This is a genomic window from Natrinema thermotolerans (genome assembly GCF_031165565.1).
Lineage (GTDB): Archaea > Halobacteriota > Halobacteria > Halobacteriales > Natrialbaceae > Natrinema > Natrinema thermotolerans.
This window is the reverse complement of record NZ_CP101873.1, coordinates 4,170,187-4,190,475: the sequence shown is the minus strand read 5'-3', so window position 1 is coordinate 4,190,475 and position 20,289 is coordinate 4,170,187. Positions and strand designations below refer to the sequence as shown.

General features: G+C 57.3%; 10 protein-coding genes. 4 read left to right on the top strand and 6 right to left on the bottom strand.

Translation table 11 applies throughout. From position 1 onward, the window contains the following. Positions 1-42: 42 nt before the first annotated feature. Positions 43-1,698 (top strand): ATP-dependent nuclease, encoded by a 1,656-nt coding sequence (locus tag NP511_RS21605; protein ID WP_049967091.1) that lies wholly within the window; start codon positions 43-45, stop codon positions 1,696-1,698. Positions 1,699-1,702: 4 nt separating this feature from the next. Here NP511_RS21605 and pglX read toward each other — a convergent pair whose 3' ends face one another. Continuing rightward, positions 1,703-5,908: a BREX-5 system adenine-specific DNA-methyltransferase PglX gene (pglX, locus tag NP511_RS21600; protein WP_049967092.1), complete on the bottom strand. Its 4,206-nt coding sequence runs from the start codon at positions 5,906-5,908 to the stop codon at positions 1,703-1,705. Positions 5,909-6,047: 139 nt separating this feature from the next. Between pglX and NP511_RS21595 the strand changes: the two genes are divergently transcribed. Further along, entirely contained in the window at positions 6,048-6,935 is an 888-nt protein-coding gene (locus NP511_RS21595) for a hypothetical protein (protein WP_136396952.1), read from the top strand. A gap of 494 nt (positions 6,936-7,429) precedes the next feature. Here the strand turns inward: NP511_RS21595 and NP511_RS21590 are convergent, their stop codons facing one another. The 4 genes from NP511_RS21590 to NP511_RS21575 are packed head-to-tail and all read right to left on the bottom strand — an operon-like array spanning position 7,430 to position 16,360. Continuing rightward, positions 7,430-11,263: a hypothetical protein gene (locus NP511_RS21590; RefSeq protein WP_049967095.1), complete on the bottom strand. Its 3,834-nt coding sequence runs from the start codon at positions 11,261-11,263 to the stop codon at positions 7,430-7,432. Continuing rightward, positions 11,260-11,841 (bottom strand): BREX protein BrxB domain-containing protein, encoded by a 582-nt coding sequence (locus NP511_RS21585; protein ID WP_049967096.1) that lies wholly within the window; start codon positions 11,839-11,841, stop codon positions 11,260-11,262. The genes NP511_RS21590 and NP511_RS21585 overlap by 4 nt, the downstream gene beginning before the upstream one ends. Beyond that, positions 11,838-15,521 carry a hypothetical protein gene (locus tag NP511_RS21580; RefSeq protein WP_049967097.1) on the bottom strand — a complete coding sequence of 1,228 codons (3,684 nt, stop codon included), beginning with the start codon at positions 15,519-15,521 and terminating at the stop codon, positions 11,838-11,840. Before NP511_RS21580 ends, NP511_RS21585 begins: the two co-directional genes overlap by 4 nt. After that, the gene (locus NP511_RS21575; RefSeq protein WP_049967098.1) at positions 15,518-16,360 is read right to left on the bottom strand and encodes a BrxA family protein; all 843 of its coding nucleotides are present in this window, start codon (positions 16,358-16,360) and stop codon (positions 15,518-15,520) included. Before NP511_RS21575 ends, NP511_RS21580 begins: the two co-directional genes overlap by 4 nt. Positions 16,361-16,665: 305 nt before the next feature. On the opposite strand from NP511_RS21575, the gene NP511_RS21570 reads away from it, so the two are divergent. Beyond that, positions 16,666-17,694 carry a Cdc6/Cdc18 family protein gene (locus NP511_RS21570; protein WP_049967099.1) on the top strand — a complete coding sequence of 343 codons (1,029 nt, stop codon included), beginning with the start codon at positions 16,666-16,668 and terminating at the stop codon, positions 17,692-17,694. An 18-nt stretch (positions 17,695-17,712) separates the two neighbouring features. Here the strand turns inward: NP511_RS21570 and NP511_RS21565 are convergent, their stop codons facing one another. Continuing rightward, positions 17,713-18,399: an SOS response-associated peptidase gene (locus tag NP511_RS21565; protein ID WP_049967100.1), complete on the bottom strand. Its 687-nt coding sequence runs from the start codon at positions 18,397-18,399 to the stop codon at positions 17,713-17,715. Between the two features lie 181 nt (positions 18,400-18,580). Here NP511_RS21565 and NP511_RS21560 point away from each other — a divergent pair, with 181 nt between their 5' ends. After that, positions 18,581-20,026, top strand: coding sequence for a ribonuclease H-like domain-containing protein (locus NP511_RS21560; protein WP_211249136.1), 1,446 nt, complete (start codon positions 18,581-18,583; stop codon positions 20,024-20,026). The last annotated feature ends 263 nt before the right edge of the window (positions 20,027-20,289 follow it).

The following is a 20,289-nucleotide window of genomic DNA, read 5'->3' as shown; positions in this document are numbered from 1 at the left end:
ACCGAAGAGTTATGGCGCTTTCATGAGATGTCGTAATTCCTGATGGCGGTAATCACAATTGATACATTTGAGGTGGAGAATTACAAACCAATCCAAGATTCGGAGCCGATCAATATCGGTGATATGACGACGTTCATCGGGAAGAATGATGCTGGCAAATCATCTTTCCTCGAAGCCCTCCACATCTTTCTTGAGGGAGATAAACCAGACAACGACCATTTCCATAAGCGAGAGGCCGAGTCGATTTCCTTCATCGCAAGGCTTGCAGAGGTACCATCTGAACTCAAAGACGCCCTCTCTGATGACTACCTTCCTGATGCGGACGAAAAGTTCACGATCAAGAAGGAATTCACAAGGAGGGAGGGAACGACGCCGGGAGCCGAAACCTACGTTAATGGCGAGAAGATGGCCAAAGGGGCGGTTGTCGTCGATGGTGACGAACTGTACAAAGCGAAGTCTCGTGATTTCATATGGGAGTATTTTCCTGAGCCACTCCCGATCTTCGCGGAACGTGATGTGAATGAGGAGACGAAGCTGAAGGGCGGTACCTTCCTGAACAAGCTCCTCATGCCGGTGCTAAAGGGTGGTGGTCTTCACGACGAGATCGACGAGCAGATTGAGGAACTCAAAGATTCCCTTCAGGAAACATCCGAGGGAATCGGGGATCGGTTAACAGAGTATATGCAGTCACATCTAGCTGATGTTGAGAAGGTGAATATGAGCCCCGGGAGTATCCAGATCAGCAAGGCGATTTCTCCTAAGATACACCTTGAAGACAAGCATCTCTCCGAGAGCATCGACGTTCGAGAGCGGGGATCGGGTGTAGGCAGTCTTCTCCTTCTGTCGATGATGCAGGCCTACGTTGACCTTCAAGTTGGTGAGGGGTACATGCTCCTTTTCGAGGAGCCGGGAAACTTCCTCCATCCATCAGCTGAACGGAAGATGCTGGATGCCTTGCGAAGTATCGCTGACAGCGGTGGCCAAGTGATGATAACCACGCACTCGCAGGTATTTATCGATAACCGGGCGGATGCGGAAATGTACCTCACGCGTCGTGAATCCGGTGTCACATCCTTCGAGCATGTTGAGGAAGATGCATTCAAAGCCGTCGACGAGATCGGGGCACGAAATAGCGACATCCTCCAGAGTGACTTCGTAATCTACGTCGAGGGGCCGTCAGATGTGAAAGTCCTTGAAGCACTTTCGGAAGCGTATGTCGAGGATTGGAAGGAGCACAATATCACGATACAACATCTCGGTGGTACCGGGAATATGCGTCATTGTGAGCCAAAGAAGCTCAAAAAGATCAATCGGAATTTTGCCTTCCTGTTTGACAGTGACAGGAAGAACGCAGATGACGACCTGAAGGGGGAAGTTCAGTCGATAAAAGAGAAATCAGCTGAAGAGGGTATTGAGTGCCATGTGTTGGAACGCAGAGAAATTGAAAATTATTATCATCCTGATGCGATAGGTGAGGTGCTATCCATTCCAATCTCTGAAGAAGACGTCTCCAAGTATTGTGATATTGAAAGGGAGGTGAATAGGCTGGTAGCGCAGGAGTATGAAGTTAAATCGGTTAGTGCGTACAACAAAATTGACCACGGAAAGCAAATCATCGAGTGGATGTACGAGAACGGAAAGTCAATCGGGGAAATCGAAGGATTCCTCGATGACTGTGTAGAACAAGCGAACGCGTAATCGACTACAACACTTTGTCTTCGACGGTTTCGGGGACGACGCTCTTCTCCGCGAGCGGCGTGATATTGATCGCAACGCCGTGCTTGTGGACAGGCTGGTAGCCGGTAGTCGTCACCTCTGAAAGCGCGCGCTCTTCCCAGTCGTTGGGGAGGTCTGCAGCGACCTCGTCGCAATCGTCAGAGATCTCTTCGGCCAGTTGGGTGTACTCGTCAACGTCGGCGGCGAGTTCCGAGAGAAGCCGCTGCCGTTCAGAGACACCGGCATCCCCGATTTGGGCCTGCCCAGCGTCCTCGAACTGATCGAAGTAGTACGTCATGAACAGAATCCCGTTGCTCGCGTAGTGGGAGGAGCCGACGAGATCGTCGTAGTACTTGAAGAGGTCGTAGAGATGAGCTTCGACGGATTCGGAACCATCCTCGGCGTATGCCTCAAAGGCGGTCTGCAGGTCGTCGAGCGCGTCGACCCACTCGTCTTTGTTCTCCTGTACAGTTGCGTAGAACGAGGGGCTGAACAGGTCTTCCATATCCACGTCCTCCAGATTGGCAAGCGTTTCGAGGGCGTCCAGCCGTGACGCTGTCCGCTCCCGGAATTCCGCCACGCGTTCGGCTGCCTCGGCGGCACGTTCTTGATTCGCATCTGGCCACTCGCGTGGGTTAGACTCAGCAAGCTCACCAAGCTGTTCTTCAAACACGCTGAGCTGTTCGAGGCCGCTCTCGCACCGTTTGAACTCCTCGGCGGCGTCGGCCCGTTCGGAGGTCGAGAGCGATTCATCGTTACGACGACTGTTCGCCGCCGCCCGTCGTTCGCGGAGATACGTTCGCCGCGGCTCAAGATATTGGTTCTGTAGGCGGTCGAAGATGCTCGCGTCTAACTGGTGGTAGTCGACGAGGCAACCGAAGCCCTCCCCGTCCGCGTCGGAGACGAGCCGTTCGGTCGAGAACCGCCACAGAATCGGCGTCCGGTCGAACTTCGAGACGTGGTACTCGAACAGATCGTCTTCGAGCCACGTGCGGAGATTCGGGTACGCCTCATCGCTCGCGCTCCGGTTTCCGAGTACTTCGTCGGCTTCAGTGAGGCGGTCGGTTGCGTGCTCGCCCCAAACGCGTTCGAATTCCATTTCGATATGAGAGAGAAGATCCGTCTTCCCGTCGACTTCAGAAAGTGGGATAATACCGTCGCTGGTATTGTTGACGGCGCGAAGCGTGAAATGGAGGATGAGATCCTTGACTTGCTCCGGGAAGTCGCTAGATGGTTGTGTGATGGCTTCGGGATCATATTTCTCACGTTCACGTGGGTCGTCGTTGGTTCGGAGGGCTATTTCTTGGAGAACGGTCTCACGTTGTTCCCTGTCTACCCCGAAGCAGTCGAATACCGCTTCGTCAATATCATCAGCGCAGGACTGGAGGTTTGATTCAATTCTCTTGAGGTGCTTTGATGCAGCTATTCCGAGGTTGCTCAGCGGTGCAGACCTGCTGGCGCTTTCCTCTACCTCATCAAGTTGGACATTTTTGCGGAGATCACGGTGTGGATGCTCGTACTGTTGAAGTTTGTCATCGATCCCTAATACATCGATCAGGACTGGGGAGTTATAGTAAGGAGAAGTGAAATCATATTGCCTTTTTGAGACGAGATGTCCGACAATTCGCTGCGAGAGCGAGGACAAGCTACTCTCCTGTTCTAGCTCTTTTCTCCAAGGTAGCTTGGAAACATAGCCTACTTCCCACTGCCGATCGGGAGTTTGACAAAGCATCAGATATGTAACTAGTCTACTATTAGTGTATGATAGTACACTCCAAATTCCCCTTTTAGGAATATATGCACATCCAGCTCGGCCAAATATTGATTCAGGATGCAGATAACCGAATCTTCGGCCGCTTTCCTTCATATACGTATATGTGAGAGATTCTCTGAAGAAGTACTGCGTATTCTGTGGTCGAGACCCTTCATATCGCCGGATTTCTTCCCCAGACTCCCCCCATCCAACGGTGAGATTTACTTGTGGTAGAATCCAAGCATCCTCTCCACCCTTTGCAAAAGGAGTCCAATAATCATATTTTGGATTTTCCCAAAATTTCCGAACAAACCGATCGTTATCTCCTGTTTGAAGACCAACTTTTGTAGCCCCTAACCCATCTCTTTCAGGTAGATTTCCATTATCTGAATCAAAAACCGTATCTGATTCATAAAGAGATCTTAGAGAAAGTGGCACCCAATAAGAAAGTGGTACTCCCGGTACTAATCTGAATTCGGAAATAGAGCGGGTATATTTTCGATCTATCTCAGACTCGGTATCACTGAAAGCCGCACTCAAGAACTTGTTCTCTTTCTGGCGGGTACTTGCATCGTGAAGCCTGAAGAACGTCCCAGTGGGATCTTCAGTAGTCTGATCACCAACACGGACGACAGTTCCAGTAGTTCGCACTGTCGCATTATCCAAGATGTCATTCCCATACTCTGCTAAGAAGTCAAACGACCCTTGTTTACCGATGAAATCTTTTCTAAAGTCCTCAAATGAACTCTTAAACATAAACGTCCGTGGGACAATCATACTCACTCTCCCCCCATCTGCTACTAGTCGATTACAAGCCTCAAAGAAATTAATATAATATTCGGGAGTGTAATTGAAATTGCCTCTCACATATTCCCGTACCGGAGCAGGCATCCGCGCCTTTGACCCATACGGCGGGTTCATTAGTGATACGTCATACTCCTGCGTTAGCACCACCAGCAGGTTCAGAAAGCTCTTGAGATTCTGTTCGCCGAACGAATCTGACGAACGCTCGTCGACTGCCTCACGGAGTGCCTTTAGGAATGAGTTCAGTGACTGGTGCGTCCCGTCGCCCCAGTCCGAGAGACCTGTCTGCCCGCTCTCGAACACATCCTCTAGTGTCCCACTCACGTCAAGCAGACTCCCAAGGGCTTCTGTGTGCTGGAATGTGTCGATGATCTCTCCCAGCGCCTCGCGCAGGTCAGTCCCTTCGCCGGTGATTTCGTCCAGCACTTCTGCACCTTCCTCGACTTCTGCCACGCGGGCGTCCGCACATACGATGTCGACGTTGGGCATCTCGAACTGGCCGTCTTCCTCCTCGGCACGCGTCCGGGCCTTCAGATACAGATTGAACGCCGAGAGCTGACACGAGCGCAGATCGATGTCGACGCCATAGAGGTTGTGCTCCAGCACCTTCGCCGGAATCTCGGCGCGATCGAGATCGGTCTCGGCCCACCAGATGCGCTCCAGCACGTCGAACGCGTACAAGAGGAAATGGCCGCTCCCGCAAGCGGGGTCGATGACCCTCAGCTCCGAGGGGTGGTCGAACTCAGGTGCGTCACCAGCCTCCTCGTCCGGGATAAGGTACGTACAGAGTTCGGGAACGGACGGGCTGTCCTCTGGTGTGACTAGACGTTCCTTGCGTTCCTCGGGGGTGAGAGCCTCCAACTCCGGTACCGCCGACTCCTGTCCTGTGGCTTCGAGATAGAGCTTTCCGAGAGAATTGTCGGTGAGCATCCGGACGACCCAGTGCGGCGTATAGAACTGGTTCGCCGGGCCCACGTCCTCCGGTTCGAGTTTGTTCTTCGCGTCGAGTGCCTCGACAACGGGGCGGTTGTAGTACTCGTACACCCAACCCAGCACGTCGTCGGCCCGCCAGACCTCGTCAGCAACCTGATCGAGCATCCCACAGAGGTCTTCAAACGTGTCGTCATCGGGATCGATCAAGCTGTAAGCGGTCGAGCGTTCAAAGAGAATCTCGATTTCCTCGGCGAGGTCGTCGCACGCGTTACGGTACGCTTCGAGGACGGCCTCCTCCTCGAGCATGAACTCCTCGGTGACCAGCCGGTCTGCGGCCGGCGTGAGGCCGTCATCGCGGAATGCCGTGACCTCGTCGTCGATGAAGTCCCGAACCTCCATACAGCGGAGCGCAGCCAGCCGATTGACAATCGTGTAGCCGACGCCCGTGATGTACTGCTTGTGGGCTTCGTCCCAATCGTGGCCATCGGCGGCTTCGAGTTCGATAGCCTCGACGAGGTCTTCCTGCTCTTCGCTCAGGGACGCGTCGTCGTCCGGCTTCTCGTCGAGGTCGTACTCGTCCTCGAGTTGGTAGCGAACGTTCGCCTCGACGCGGTCGCGCATCTCGGTGACGACGTCCTCGAGATGCTCGCGCTCTTCCTTGTCGAGCTGGGCCTTGCGGGGTTGGGTAGATTGTCCGTCCATACGAAACTCAGTGATGTTTCAAGCAGAGCCATTGAGGTGTCTTGAAGATTGTCCATACCGAATCGCGGGACGTCGATAACCTCCTGCGCGCAAAACAGTGCGATAGATATTCCTACTGTCGCGGGCAACGGGTTACTATATGCCGAGCGGCGGGAGTCCTAATATAGGAAACGGTGGTGGAAGCGGGTCAGTTGATCCGTCCCAGCCACTGTTCCTCCTCCTTCAGCAACTCGAGACCGTTACCTCGGCTTCGATCGACGATCCAGAGGCCCTCGTCGACGATCTCGTGCAGGATGTCCTCGAACTCCCGCCCGAAGAGCGATTCGAACGAGCGGTCGAACTGGTCGAAGAGCGTCTCGAGGAGGAGTTTGGAAGTACCGACATTTTCCAAGCAACCTTCCCGCTTGCACCCGCAATTGCCTTCGAACTGTTACAGCGATTCCTCGACGAATGGGGCAACGAAATCGCCGAAAACGCTCTTCGCGAAGAACGAGAGCAAAAGAATGGGCTACTCGTTCTACTCGCCGCCATAGATGTGTTACAAGACGCTGTAGAAGCACTCAAGGTCGTGAAAGAGTCCGATGAAAGTGAACAAGAGATCTACCCGGAGGCAGTAACTGATCTGAGTGAGCGAGACTTGTATCGACTCGGCTCAGTGGTATTCTCGCTGTACGCTCGCATCTATCGAGAAGTTCAGGCCGATCAGCGCGGTGAAACCCCCGATTTTGCTGCTCTGGCTACCGACGTTCTCTACGGAGAACGAACGACAGTACAGGTTTTCGATGCCGAAGTCGAGTATCCCGAGATCGAGTCGATACGGAAACGAGATCGGATCCACGGTGCGATCAACCGTGGCGCGCTCAGAGTCTACGATGAATTGGACATCTCAACTGCTCGCGGTGCGGAATTAGCTGAATTGACCCAAAACGAGTTCGTCGAACTGCTCGAGAGCAATGGAATGCGTCCGGAGTACGGCCCGGACTCCGTTGAAGACTTCTACTCTGGCCCCGATCTGATGGATGAGTAAGGGACAACTGATACTGGACAATTCCGTCCTCTCAGCGTTTGCTGCAGGCGGCTGGTTCCACGACATCTCATTTTGGACACCACGATATGCGTTGTACACTACCGACCGAATCTGGTCGCACGAATTCAGTCCGCATCACGAATTCTCGAAACCAGAGTGGCTGCGTGTAGAAACAGTTGACACCTCCAAACTCGCTGCAAAGACGGTCGAACTAGGTGAGGCAGACTGGACGTTAATCCGTCTCGCAGAGACGCTCGATGATCCAGTTCTCGTTTCGAACGACAAGCGCTTACTTGAGGAAACGGAGCGGCGTGGTCTCGAGCGAATATGGGGATCGGAATTTCTGAAGCAGACGTTCGAATCCTGTGGAATTGACAGATCGGCGTACGATGATGGACTACATTCCTACGTACGCGATGTCCATCTTCCGGATTCTGTGACTTCTGAACTCCGATCAGCCGAAAAGAAATGAACCGCCCCGGTTCTGTTATTCCTCACTCAATTATGACAACGGAACCGTCCTCGAGGTCATCCATTGTCTCTTGAATCCGGCGAAGTTGCTCGTCAACGCCTTCGAGTAATCGCTCGGCCTCCTCGATTAGTTCTCCGACGCGTTCGTCACTCGGCGGATTCTCACCTTCGACGGCGTCGACGATTGCCGCAGTAAGTTCGTGGTCAGGATACTCGGCTTGCAGTTCCCCGGCAAGTTCCTCCAATCGATCGTCGACCTCGAACGGATTCTCGGCTTCCTCGATGAGGCGTTCGACCTCATCGACACTCGGCGGGTGTGACCGCGCAAGCATCTCCGCCACGTCACTCGTAATCGGGTGTGATGGGAATTCCTCCTCGAGTCGTCTCGACGCGTCGCGAAGTTGCGACCAGAGCGAGGCTTCGCTACCGGAAGCTTCGAGGAGTCGCCGTGCCCGTTCGTACCGCTTGGCTTGCTGAACGACCGTCGGGTCGACGAGGTCTTCCTCCGTGAACGAGTCACCGTTCCACGCCGTCTCGAAGAGATCGTAGAGATCGTCGATGGTTACACCGTCGAATTCGACGGCGACGCGGTCGGCAGTTTCCTTGCTGCTTCCATCATGAGCGTAAAGCCACGTCACGAGACTGGAAACCACGCTCTCGGGCTCCTCGTCCGGCGGCGATTCTCCCGTGATGCGGTCGTACTGCTCGCGGACGACGGTTCGTCTGTGGGCGTCGGCTTCGTCGATCGTTGCTCGAAGCCGATCGGCATCTGGCACTTCGTCCCCGCCGACGATCGCTTGCATCTCCCCCGTGATGTCCGAACCGGGGTAGAGTCGCTGCATCTCCGTCGTCCGCTGGCTGAACTGCTCCCAGAGGGAGTCGCTATCCTCGACCGACCGGAAGAGCCCCCTTGCCCGAGCGAAGCGCTCGGACTGCCGTTCAATTTCGTCGGACGCGAAGTCATCTGTTTCGAGAGCCTCGCCACCGAGTGCAGGCTGGAGAGCCGTTTCGAGTTCGTCCAGCGAAGCACCTTCGCCGAACTCCCTGCTGACGCCTCGCAAGACGCGTTTCACCAGCACACTGTTCTCGTCTACCCATTCTGCTAACTCAGAGAGCCACGCGTCGGGATCGGTTCCCTCTGTCTCCTTGCCGATCAGCGTCTCGACGGTTTCCCGAATCTGCTCTGGATCGGTATCGCCGATCGACTCGAAGCGAATCTGTACGTCGGTCAGGTTCGTCTTGTTTCTGACCGCTCGCCCGATCTCGTCCGGTTCGGTAATGTACTCGTCGTCACGGCGCAGTGCGATTTTGTTGGCCGTTGCAAGCGTGATAAACAGTGCTGAGATCGATTCCTGCGGTGTCCCGCGATACGTGCCCCCGCGCTGGACGGTCTGGGTAAGAAGGTCTTCGGCGCGAAGCGACTGGGTGTTCTCGTGCTTGTTGAGGAATTCCTGACACCGGCCGTCGGCGAGTTCTGCGCGGTCGGTATCCACGCCGAGCGTGACAGCGTCCTCGCTCGAGAGCGGCCAGTCGTCGACACCGCGGAAAAATCGCGCCATCTGCTTGGCGTCCTCGACTTCCGTGATTCCGTTGGTCAGGACGAAGCGCGTCTCGGTGAATACGGACTTGACTTGCGATTCTACGACCTGCTCGAACACGTCCCCGTATCGCCCGTTCGTCCCACCAGTTCGGACGTAGACGTCCGCTTCTTCGAGTTGCTCCCGAATCGTCGATTCGAGCGCCCGCTGTTCGTCGCGGTGGTCGGACTCCAAGTCCGGATACGTTTCCGTCTCCTCTGACAGCACCTCCTGCATGCCCATCACGTCCCGCAAGCGGTCGATCGTCGACTCCTGTAGATCGACGGCGACGAGGACGTGCTCGCCCCCGTCCCGCCCCTCGTTCGTCGACTGCCATGCATCAACCTGATCGCTAACCTCATCGTCGCGTCCCGCGACCAGCCGTACACGAACGGCGTCAAACTCCGGCGTCGGTGCTTGCTCGATAGGGTCGAGAACAGAGTAGCCGAAACGGAGCGGGACTTTGCGCTCACCCTCGAGATCGACCTCGTGTCGACTGCCCTCAGAGAGCAGGAGGTCACTTCCCTCTCGAAGGGAGTTCTCCAACTTGGCCGAAAGTCGGTGCGACGGGATTTGCTGTGCGCGAGTCTTCGCCCGCGTCAAGATGTCTTCCTGTTCTTCAGAGACCAGCAGGTATTCCTCGTCGCCACGGTCGTTCGTCTCCGTCAGCACTTTCCGATCCTCAAGAAGGTCGATCAGCGCTGATTCGACATCGTCGCGGACGGAGTCGAACGACTCGTCAGTCGACTTGACCATCAGCCGGGCGAGGTTCGCCGGCGTCGACGGAACCTCGGAACGAACCTGATTCAGCAGGTACAGCGCCTTCGCAACGCGAACCGAGAACGCATCCTCGTCGCCGCCGGCCGAGGGAATGAGTTTGTTCTCGACCATTTCCTGCACCCATAGCGGGATGTAGGTCGTCTCTTCGACCAGCAGGTCGTACAACTCGTCCCACGTGACGAGGGCACCGACCTGCTTGTCTCCCCACTCGAACCGCGTGAACAGCGAGCGGACGAGGATGAGTAGCGCCCGACCCTGCACGTACTCTTCTTCGGTCACGCGTCCCCGTGGCATCAGTTGCTGAATCACCGTCCGGAGCAACCCGAGATCGTACTCGCGGAACGGGTACGACTCGACTGCGTCCGGGTCGGCGCCGGCAATATCGGAGTACGCGTCGAGCGTCAGGTCGGTCATCTCCCGAAGCGCGGACTCGACGGCCTGTCCACCCTCGGCGTCCTTCTGCAGCCACCGCTTTCGGACGATGATCTCGGTGTCGGCACCCTCGAGCGGTTCTTGGGCACCGTACCACGGCTGCTCCGTGACTTCGGTATCGTCGAACTCACCGTGGATACGCTCGATCGGATACTGTCCAGTCCCGATGACCGGAGGATTGGGGCCGACGCCCAGCTCCGTCAGCGCTTCCATCGTCTCTTGGAACTCCCTGTAGCGATGGCGGCCATCGCCGATGAACAGCGCCACCTCGTCGAGCCCGATCAGCAATTCTGTCTCGGTCTCCGGCGTGCTCAGCGACTCTTGAGCCGCTTCGACGCGCTCGACGAGTTCGTCGGGGTCGAACTCGTCGGGATCAACCTCCTCGATGGCGTCGTCGATTGACTGCTTGACCTCCTCTCGAGACGCGAACGGAGAGTCCTCGAGTGTCGGAACGACATCATAGAGCCAACTCCGTAGCGAAGCCCGTTCGTCGTACACATCCTCGAACGTCTGTCCGTCGTGCTCGACTTCCTGTAGCCGCTCCCAGCAGTCACCGTGGTTCATGTCGAGCTGCCACGCCCACTCGAGCAGCCAGTTCGGGTCGGTCGGATACCCGAGCTCGCGGCCGATCGCCTCGTAGATGAGGTACGGGAGCGGCGGTTCCTGTGACGCGTCCCGGTTGAGGAGGTTCAGGAAGACGGGCTTCAGGCGGTCGACGTGAGAGTTGGCGACGCTCTGTCGGAACGACTGGAAGCCCGGCCATCTGTTCGCCAACTCTTCGCCGAGGTCGGCGAACTCCGATTCGGTGTCAGCAGCGAACCCGATGAGCTTCAGGAGGTGCGTCTTCCCCGACCCGAACGTCGCGGAGATGTAGAGGAAGCGCGGTTCCTCGTGTGGATACTTGTCGACGAGGTTCCCGAGCGTGGTGAGCACGTCGCGAGCGCTGTCGGTCTCGTAGAACTCGCGGACGTCGTTCTCGGCCTGCGCTCTGGCATTGACCTTCTGGACTTCCTCGAGTTCGCGGGTCGGTGACTGCTGGAAGATGTCGTGAATGTGTGTGTCACTCATTGGAGATGCACCCCCTCAACCCGGCCTTCGATCTGGTGGGCTGGGTAGTAGTTGCGCGATTCCTCGCCGAAGAAACTCAGTTTCCCACCGACGATGTCTCCGGGGAACGGAATGCCGATCGTAGACTGGACGTTACGGCGGTCGAGTTCGTCGAGTAGTTCCGACGCACGCGTGAACGGGTAGAGGCTCCCGAGGTGCGTGAGGAGAACGACGTGTCGCTGCTGGGCTGGCGCCTCGATTTTCTCGACCATCACCGCGACGAGTTCCTCCGCTAATCGGTCTTGCATCGTTTCGGTGATTGTCGCCGGTTGGCTGTTCTCGCCGAGGTCAACCGCGAGTTCGAAGACATCGGTTTCGACGAACAGTTCGTCCAGCCGGAGGACTTGGACGGTCCCGTCATCCGGGAACTCCTCGGTACGATGCGGGTTCGTCGCCCACTCGGTGAGCCGTTCGGCGACCCGTCGCTCGTACTTCGGCTGGACGGGGACGATCACGAACGGGTTTCGGATGCCGCGTCGTCCGTCGGCGAACTGTGCGAGTCGCTCCGTGAAGTCGTGGAAGGGACGTTTGGTCGTCATCGGATAATCACCCCCGTCTCAGTCCGCTCGATACTGAGGTCGTGGCGTTCGACGAGCCGTTCCAGTTCGGAGTCCAGCGATTCGCGATCCGACGGGAGAACCCCGATCGCAGTGATGTCTGTGGGAGACTGATCCCCAACGAGTGTCTGTAGCTCCTCGAACGTATCTCGTAACTCCTCGATGTCGCTACCGGCAACCACAGCGAGGGGTTCGCTGTCGAGGAGTGTGTTCGTCGCTCGAATGAAGTCGTCAGCCTCGGTGTTGGTCGTTCCACCGGTCACTGTCGACACCGCATCCGAGACATCCTCGTACCACGATGCGGCGCGACGGAGCGGTGTGATGTATTCGCTCTCGAAGGCCGGCCGAACGTTCGAACCGAACTCGCTCGCGGGCCGAATCCACGGATGCTCCTGCAACTCGTCGACGAACACATCGATCTCAGTTTCCGCTCGGAACGAGTCCCACGCGGTCTCGATTGCGTCGTCGAGCGCCGGCGAGGTGGTTTGGGCGTCGTTAAACCGATCCCAGCCATCGTGTGTCCACCACTCGCCCTCGTAGTCGTTGATGCTGTCGCGAAGCGTCTGGCTGGCCGTTTCGCACTCTTCGGTCAGCCAGTCGTACGACTGCTGGGCGAGAGTCAACTGCGAATCGATTCGCGTGAGTGCGGGAAGGCGCAAACTCCACACTTCCTCGGCGTCGTCGTACCACTCCCGAGCGTCGTTGGTTGCTTCGACGACGTCCTTCCAGTCGGTGTCACGTGATTTGACGGCCTCTCGTCGGTTGATCGCGCTCTGCTGCTTGGCTTCGAGCTCCTCAACGAACGACTCGAGGAGGTTGCGAACGGCGCGCGTTTGGATGTCACTCTCGGCGACCAACCTGACGTCTTCCACGAGACTACCGAGTCGACCCGCGAGCGTGTCGTTCGCAGACTGGAGCCTGACGATTCCGTCCGGGATGGTCTCTGTCGAGTCGATGAACCCTCCATCGCGAAGGATACTTCGTACACCGCCACTCCCCGCGATCTTGAGACGCGTCGTCGTCAGTTTGTTCAGATCGATAACGGCATCGAGTTCGAGGGAGTCACCCGTCTCATCAACGGGCAGGAAGTCCCCCTTTCGGCAGAGGCCCCAGATAATCGCACACAGCGCGGGGCGAGCGTCCTCGTAGATCGGCTTCTTCTTCACGATGCCGTCGAGGATCGTCGCCATCGCGAGGTTCCCGCCGCGTTGCTTCAACTGTCGGCCGGTGAAGGCGCGAACGTTGTTTTGGATCGATCCACCGTGTGTTTCCGGGTCTTCTGTTGCGACATCGATCTGCTGGGCCCACGTGGGTAGCGGATCTTGTGCGGAGAGTCCCCGGAGTTCCTGTAAGTGCTCGTCGCCGACCTGCAGCATTACGGGGTGGAAGTCGTCGGGGTAGTTGACGTCGAGATACTCCTCGACTCCCGAGACCATGCCCCCGATCTGATCTCCGCGATCCTTGACGTCGAACGTCCCACTCTTGAGCGCCTCGACGAGTTTGCTCTGGACGCGAGCTGCGCGGTCGGAGAGGTCTCGTTCGACGGACTGTGGGAGCGTGTGATCTCCGACGGCATCTCTGAGCGACCACCACTCGATGAGGCTATCACGGAGATCGTCGAGTCCGTCCTCTCCGATCGTCCATTCGAGCGGGTCGCCGTCGTAGCTGATGTCTGCTGCGGCGGGAGAAATCCCTTCGACGGCGACCTCGACATCGAGTGCGTCCTCAGCGTCGACCGTCATATCGAGTTCGACCCCGTCGATACTGAATTCGTAGCGAACGGGATATTGCTCGCCGGTATCCGGGTACTCAGCCGATGTCGGGAGTGAGAGGTCGCGCACGATGTCCTCCCAGAGATACCCGTCCACGGCTTCGATGATGGACTGCCAGTCCGGGTTGTCAAGGTTTTCCTCGGAGGCTTCGATGATCTCGCGCTCTTCCGGGTGGGTGAACGCGTACTTCGGCCCGGTTTCGTCGTGCGTCGGCCGGATGAACTTCCGAAGCCGTTGGAGCGAGTCCTCGACGCGGTTCTCCATCTGGAACTGAGTCGGCCCGTCGAGGTCGGTCAACACGGCGACTGCGAGGTTCCGTTCGGACATCGGAATGGTGTCCGGGATGTGTTGGAGGAGTAGCACGGCCTTCGCGACATCCACGTCGATCTCTTCCAGTTCGCCTGCCTCGTGCTGTTCCTCGATCTCCTCGATGACCCCCACGTCCTGTGGCGTAATGTCATCCAGTTCCGGTTCGATGAGGTCGTAGAAGTCCACCAGCGAAATGACGTTGGTCTCCTCGCCGGCCTCTATCCACTCTTGGAGGAGTCCGTGAACGAGGGCCAAAATCGCCCGCGCAGTCCCAGAGAAGATCGACTTCGCCGGGTCGTGTGCTTCCTGCCGGAGGTTCGAGAGGATCTCGAGGAACAGCGGTGGCTGATACGGGAGGAACGGATAGAACTCGACGAGGCGCTCGCGGTCGATGTCGTCGAGCGGCGGTTCGGTGTTCTGTTCGATGCCCGAGTACACGAGTAACGTCTCGGGCTCGTTGCTGGTTCGATCGAGGACGCGTTCTGTGTCCTCCTTCCCGTCCACCGTCTTTTTGAGCAACCGCTGGGTCGATATTTCGCCGACGTGCCGGCTCGGAAGGCCAAACCGATGGGGGAATCGATCCTTGACGATGCTGAAGTCGGCCCCGCGAGCCGCGAACTGCGGCTGGACGTCCTCGATTTTGGCCTGTGCCGTCGCCACCAGTTGGATGTCGCCGTCACCGGTCTCGTCGACGCTCTCTGCAAGGGTCTGTAACTCGGTGAGGCGGTCGAAGTCCGTCCCGATGAAGAGACTGACCTCGTCGAGTAGTAGTACGAGTTTGACCGGGCGTCCGAGTTCCTCTTCGCGGTTGCTCCGCAACTGTTCGAGACGCTCGACCATCGCTTGGGGGTCGAGATCGGACGGCATCAGGTCGTCTAGACCATCCGCCGTGCCGGTCTCCTGCTCGAAGAGTGTGGGAAGAACGGCGTCCGCGAGAGCGTTGTACTGCTGAACGTCTTCCCAATCGTACTTCTCGGGGCTATTAACCGTACTTCGAAGTGCTGTTTGGGTGTTGGTCGTCCGGTCGTCCCACGCATCGGTCGTCCGGTACCAGTCCTCGAAGAAGGCGACGTCGAGTTGCGACGAGAGCCCTCCATCGGCACCGGTGAGCCGTTCCGACGTGTGAGCACTGCGGAGAACAATCTCGCTGAAGCTCAATTTCTTCTGACCCTGATGCTTCAGGAGGTTCACCGAGATAGGGATAACCTCGTAATCATCGTGGATCGACGACCACGTGGACTCGAGCGTCTCCAGCTCACGACCGTCGGTTAGCTGCTCCCAGACATCGTCGCGCTGTCGAAGCCATTCGCTATCCAGAAGCCCGCGGAGTACGCTAAGGAGGTGACTCTTTCCGCTCCCGTAGTATCCGTAGAGCCAGTAGTTCGCGCCCGACCGCATATCCTCGGAACGGCCGAGCAGGCGCGAGAAGAAGTCGGACATGAAGTCCTCCGACTCCTCTGTCACGTGGTAGGTGTCGATCGATTCCAGTCGATGATCGCGACCGTCATCCTCGCGGTCGATGCGGACGGACTCCTCGAAATCGCTTCCGACATCGGCAGCGAACCAGCTCTCGTCAGTCATACTTCGCCCTCCCACGGTTCGGCCCAGTCGTATGTATCGTCCACCGGCTGGAGTCTCAGCTCACCGTGAATCCCGCTCGCTTCCCAGTTCGGATCGTCGCTCACTCGTTCGGCCAAGGAGTCCCAGTACTGTTCTGACTGGAATAGGTAGAGCCAGCCAGTCGGTTGGGAGAGCCAGTCATCCCCGTGAACCTCCCACGAGTAACCTGACGCGACGAGCAGAGGCGTCGTTCCGAGGTTAGGTATTTGTCCTTGAAGGGCCTGCTGTGTGTCGATAACACCGATCTCTCGCATCACCGATCGGAGCCCTTCTCCCCATCGGCGCGTCGTCGATTCTGCATAGTCGAACTCGCTTCCGTCGTCGTAGTGGAACTCGTTCAGGAGGCGCTCGACCGTCTCCTGCTCGAAATCCAATCCTTCGACACCGGACTCCTGAAGCCGGTCGACGTACCGGTGAACGGTGTACTTCACGAGAGGGTCGTCCTCCAGCAAGTAGAAGTACAGTACTTGCGCCTTGTCGCGCACCGTCTCACACTGGTCGAGGACGGAGGGTAGTTGGACGATAGATGGAAGCTCGCTACCAGCGGTCTTGAATCGGGAACTGAGAGCGCGGTAGATTCCTTTCGAACTCCCACGCGTACTGCGCTCGTCGAAGCGTTCTTCGATCCATTTCTCTTCGACGACAGTCCAGTCCCGATGTTGGGCGTACAGCCGAGCGAGCATCTCTGCTCTATCCACAAGAAGTCCGCATCTAGTGAGAGCCATCGACACCTCGTCGTGAGAAAATGTCGAGTCGAGCGACGGTAGGGAAGTTCCCCTCCCGTCGGTGCGGAGAGTCATATATCATTTCGAACCATCCACACCACTTAGTTGATATGGATAACTCGATCACGAGGGGTCCAGCCTCGACCTCTAATATCGGTTAGTTTAGCTGGAGTGAATGTCGATGACTAGAAAATTCGGACTTCACACGCTCCTATTCATGAACGAACTCCTGAAATTATCGGAAATATGGGACATCTACAAACCGAACCGCGATACTGAGCGGGAATTGCCACAGGTCAGAGAGGACTAATTGAACCGTTTCCGGAAGCAACCCGGTCACGTTTTTACTACTAGCCAGAAAACCAGTCTATCAAGCAAAGATGATTCGTGATGCTCGCGTTCTCCGCGCCGGGTTCGTCCCTCGAGAAGTCGAGCATCGCGACGCCGAAGTCAACCACCTCTCCAGCGTTCTCGAGCCCATCATAAACGGAGAACCCGCCAACACGGCCATCGTCACCGGGCCCAGCGGGACGGGGAAGACGTGCATCTCGAAATTCGTCACGGAACGCCTACGTGAGGAGGTGCTCGACGTCGAGACGACCTACGTCAACTGCTGGCGCAACTACATCCGATTTCGGACGCTCTACCAGATCCTCGACGACCTCGGCGCGACCATCGACATCCACCGGCAGTCGACGCCCCACGACGAACTCGTCGACCGCCTCCAGCAGCACGACGGCCCGCGAACCGTCGTCATCCTCGACGAGGTCGACCAACTGGAGGACCCCAGCGTCATCTACGACCTCCACAGCCTCCCGCAGTTTGCGATCATCTGTATCGCGAACAAGGAAGAGGAGCTGTTCAGCCGCGTCGACGACCGCCTCGTGAGCCGCCTGCGCTCCAGCGAACACGTCCGGATGGACAAGTACCACGACGAGCAGCTGTACGACATTCTGAGTGCGCGGGCGAAGTGGGGCCTCGATGAGGACGTCATCACCGACGACCAGCTCTACCGGATCGCCGACGCGGCCGCCGGCGACGCCCGCCTCGCAATCGGCATCCTTCGAACGGCCGCCGGCAAAGCAGATCGCGAGAACCACGAGCGCATCACCGACGACATTCTCCTGGATGCCGCCGAGGATGCTCGGGCCCAGATCAAGCAGAAGAGCCTCGACTCGCTCACGCCGCACCAGCGCGTCGTCTACGACATCGTTCGCGAGTACGGCCCGGTCGGGCCGAGCGAAATCCACGAGCGATATTCCGAGGAGGTCGATGATCCACGGACGAAGCGGACTATCCGCACGTACCTCTCGAAGATGGAGCAGTACAACCTCCTCGAGGCGGAAGGGACGAGCCGAGACCGAGAGTACTCGCTCGTCGATTCAGCGGCGGCGTCGCCGATGCAGTGACCGTGACGCCACCACCGATCAGGAACTGAACTCGCCGAGGCCGGATTGCTCGTGGTCCAGTGGCTCGATGACCTGGGGATCGTCGTTGCCGGGGTTGTTGACCCGCGCCGAAATCTCGTAGGCGTCTAGATCATCCTTCGGGTACGGCTGGCACAGTTCCTTGCGGGTGTCCGAGTCTGCGGCGAGCCAGTCGGACTCAGCGTCCTTCGGGAGGACGACCGGCATCCGGTCGTGGATTGAGTTCATCAGGTCGTTCGGCTCCGTCGTGAGAATCGTGACGCACGAGATCGTCTCGTTGTCGCCCTCCCAGACGTCCCAGAGCCCGGCCATCGCGAATGCGGGGTCGTCCTCCCGGTAAATCCGATAGGGCTGTTTCGACCCGCCGTTCGGCGATTTCCACTCGTAGAACCCTGACGAGGGGACGAGGCAGGGACGTGATTCCCACGCCCGCTCGAAGACGCGTTTCTCGTCGGCTGTCTCGGAGCGAGCGTTGATGATGCCCTCCTCGGGTTCGTCCGCCCAGAACGGAATCAGCCCCCAGTGGTAGGCGTCGATCTCGTCGGAAGCCTCGTTCGTGATGATGTGGAGGTCGTCGCCAGGTGCGATATTGTATCGGGGGGTGTACCCGCCGTCCGCGACGACCTCGGCTTCGAAGCGGGCCTCGAGGTCTGCTTGGTCGATGAAGAGCGAGTTCCGGCCACACATACCGAGGAGTTCGGAAGGAAGCATCTTCAACGTAATCGCACAGGAATCTCGCTGTTAACCAACAGATTGTCCCGATGAGCCTGAGTTGTTGGTTAACGACAACGGGCGGAGAATCCCCTAATGCCAAACGGTACACCTAAACAAACGATAGAAGAGGCTACACTAACTACGCTCAACCAAAATGACCCACATTCTCGCCGTATCTGACTGGCGCTCTCAACCTATTGACGATCTCTACACCATTCTCGAAACTGTAGAACCAACTCCAGATCTACTACTGTATGCCGGCGACGACCTCTCACGTTTCAAAAACGCCGATACTGACACAGATCATCTTGCAGAACTTGCTCGCCTCACGAAGCACCAACAATCACTCTATGTCCGAGGAAACGACGACTTCCCCCCGTCAACCGGTCCGCAGTTCGATTCGGAATTTACCACCGACCTCCACAGGACACCATACACCTACGAGGATCTCGTGTTCATCGGCCAGGAAGGATCAACCCAAGGACCTGGTCTCATCACCTATACCGAGGACGACGTCCAACGGCACCTTTCCGAACAACGCACCGCTTGTGAAGACAGAACTCCGATTCTTGTCACTCACACACCCCCCTTCGGCATTCTCGATATCGGGAAGCGATTCGGGCAACAACATATCGGGTCGAAGGCCGTCAAGAGCTTCATAGACGACATCCAGCCCCCAGCTACCGTCTGCGGTCATTGCCATCAATTCGGAGGCAGAGCTGAAACCCTCGAGTACGGCACAGTGATCAATATTGCGTCCCATGACGGAGTAGACGACCCAGGAAGATACGCACTCATCACCATCGACGCCTCGAACGAGTCAATTGAGTACGAGTTCAACGACACTCGCCATCTGCTAGGGAGCCGACTGACTGATCTCGTCCAGGTCGGGAGAAACCGAGTGGAGCAGTTCAGTGAGTTAGGGATCGCTAACCCAGATGAAATTACCGAAGAACGGCGTGCCGAACTCGAAGCCCTCCCTGGAGCCTCGTCATGGCACGTGGACCGGTGGATTGCTCATCGACAGGCTTTCGAAAACGATGAGGTCGTGATTCTAAACAAGTCCGCCTTCGACGACCTTCACGATACGAAGCCTCTCCTCTTGGACATAGAAACGGATCTTCAGCAGGATCGGATCTGGCTGGTCGGCACCTACAGTTACCAGAACGATGCGTACCGACAATTCTTCGAGCCGGACGACGAGTCAGCACTCCTTCAGGAGCTGTCTGAGTACCTTGATGATCATGGCTCCGAGCCGATCATCTACTACGGAGGGAACTACTTCGACGAACAGTGTCTCAGTCGCAGATTCGACGAACACGGCATTACTGAGGGGATCGACCATCTGGAGCGAGCGCACGACCTCGGGATTACTGCCCAACAGGAACTCTTCGGTCCCTTCAATCAGCATAAATTGGATGTCGTAGCGAGCGCACTCGGCTTTGAGTATCAAGACCCGACCGTCGATGGATTTGTGGTCGGGAGCAAGTACACACGATATCTCCTCGACGGCGAAGAACCAGACTGGGATCTCCTCAAACAGTACAATAACGACGATGTAACCGCGCTGAGAACAATCGTCGATCACATCAGATCGTAGGCTCGGGATAGATACGGGCCGTCAGCAGAATTACGTGAGGGCGATATCATCGTGGGTTCATAGAGCCTTAACCAACAATTGAGCTGTGATCCCCCGGCCTGTTGGTTAATCCGACGATGCTGTCCGCCTTCCTCTCTGGAAACGTTCTCGGAAACGGTCGAACGATGGCAGAAATCCGTTGCCTGAGTCCGGTTCTACATACCTTCCAGCCCTTCCCTGAAACGCGGAAGCGCCACGCCGCGGCTTATCGGGAACGTAGACAA

What these genes read in the sequence shown, in the direction of transcription:
- NP511_RS21605 (WP_049967091.1), top strand. Translation starts at nt 43, where the DNA reads ATGGCGGTAATCACAATTGATACATTTGAGGTGGAGAATTACAAACCA.
- pglX (WP_049967092.1), bottom strand. Translation starts at nt 5,908, where the DNA reads ATGGACGGACAATCTACCCAACCCCGCAAGGCCCAGCTCGACAAGGAA.
- NP511_RS21595 (WP_136396952.1), top strand. Translation starts at nt 6,048, where the DNA reads ATGCCGAGCGGCGGGAGTCCTAATATAGGAAACGGTGGTGGAAGCGGG.
- NP511_RS21590 (WP_049967095.1), bottom strand. Translation starts at nt 11,263, where the DNA reads ATGAGTGACACACACATTCACGACATCTTCCAGCAGTCACCGACCCGC.
- NP511_RS21585 (WP_049967096.1), bottom strand. Translation starts at nt 11,841, where the DNA reads ATGACGACCAAACGTCCCTTCCACGACTTCACGGAGCGACTCGCACAG.
- NP511_RS21580 (WP_049967097.1), bottom strand. Translation starts at nt 15,521, where the DNA reads ATGACTGACGAGAGCTGGTTCGCTGCCGATGTCGGAAGCGATTTCGAG.
- NP511_RS21575 (WP_049967098.1), bottom strand. Translation starts at nt 16,360, where the DNA reads ATGACTCTCCGCACCGACGGGAGGGGAACTTCCCTACCGTCGCTCGAC.
- NP511_RS21570 (WP_049967099.1), top strand. Translation starts at nt 16,666, where the DNA reads ATGATTCGTGATGCTCGCGTTCTCCGCGCCGGGTTCGTCCCTCGAGAA.
- NP511_RS21565 (WP_049967100.1), bottom strand. Translation starts at nt 18,399, where the DNA reads ATGTGTGGCCGGAACTCGCTCTTCATCGACCAAGCAGACCTCGAGGCC.
- NP511_RS21560 (WP_211249136.1), top strand. Translation starts at nt 18,581, where the DNA reads ATGACCCACATTCTCGCCGTATCTGACTGGCGCTCTCAACCTATTGAC.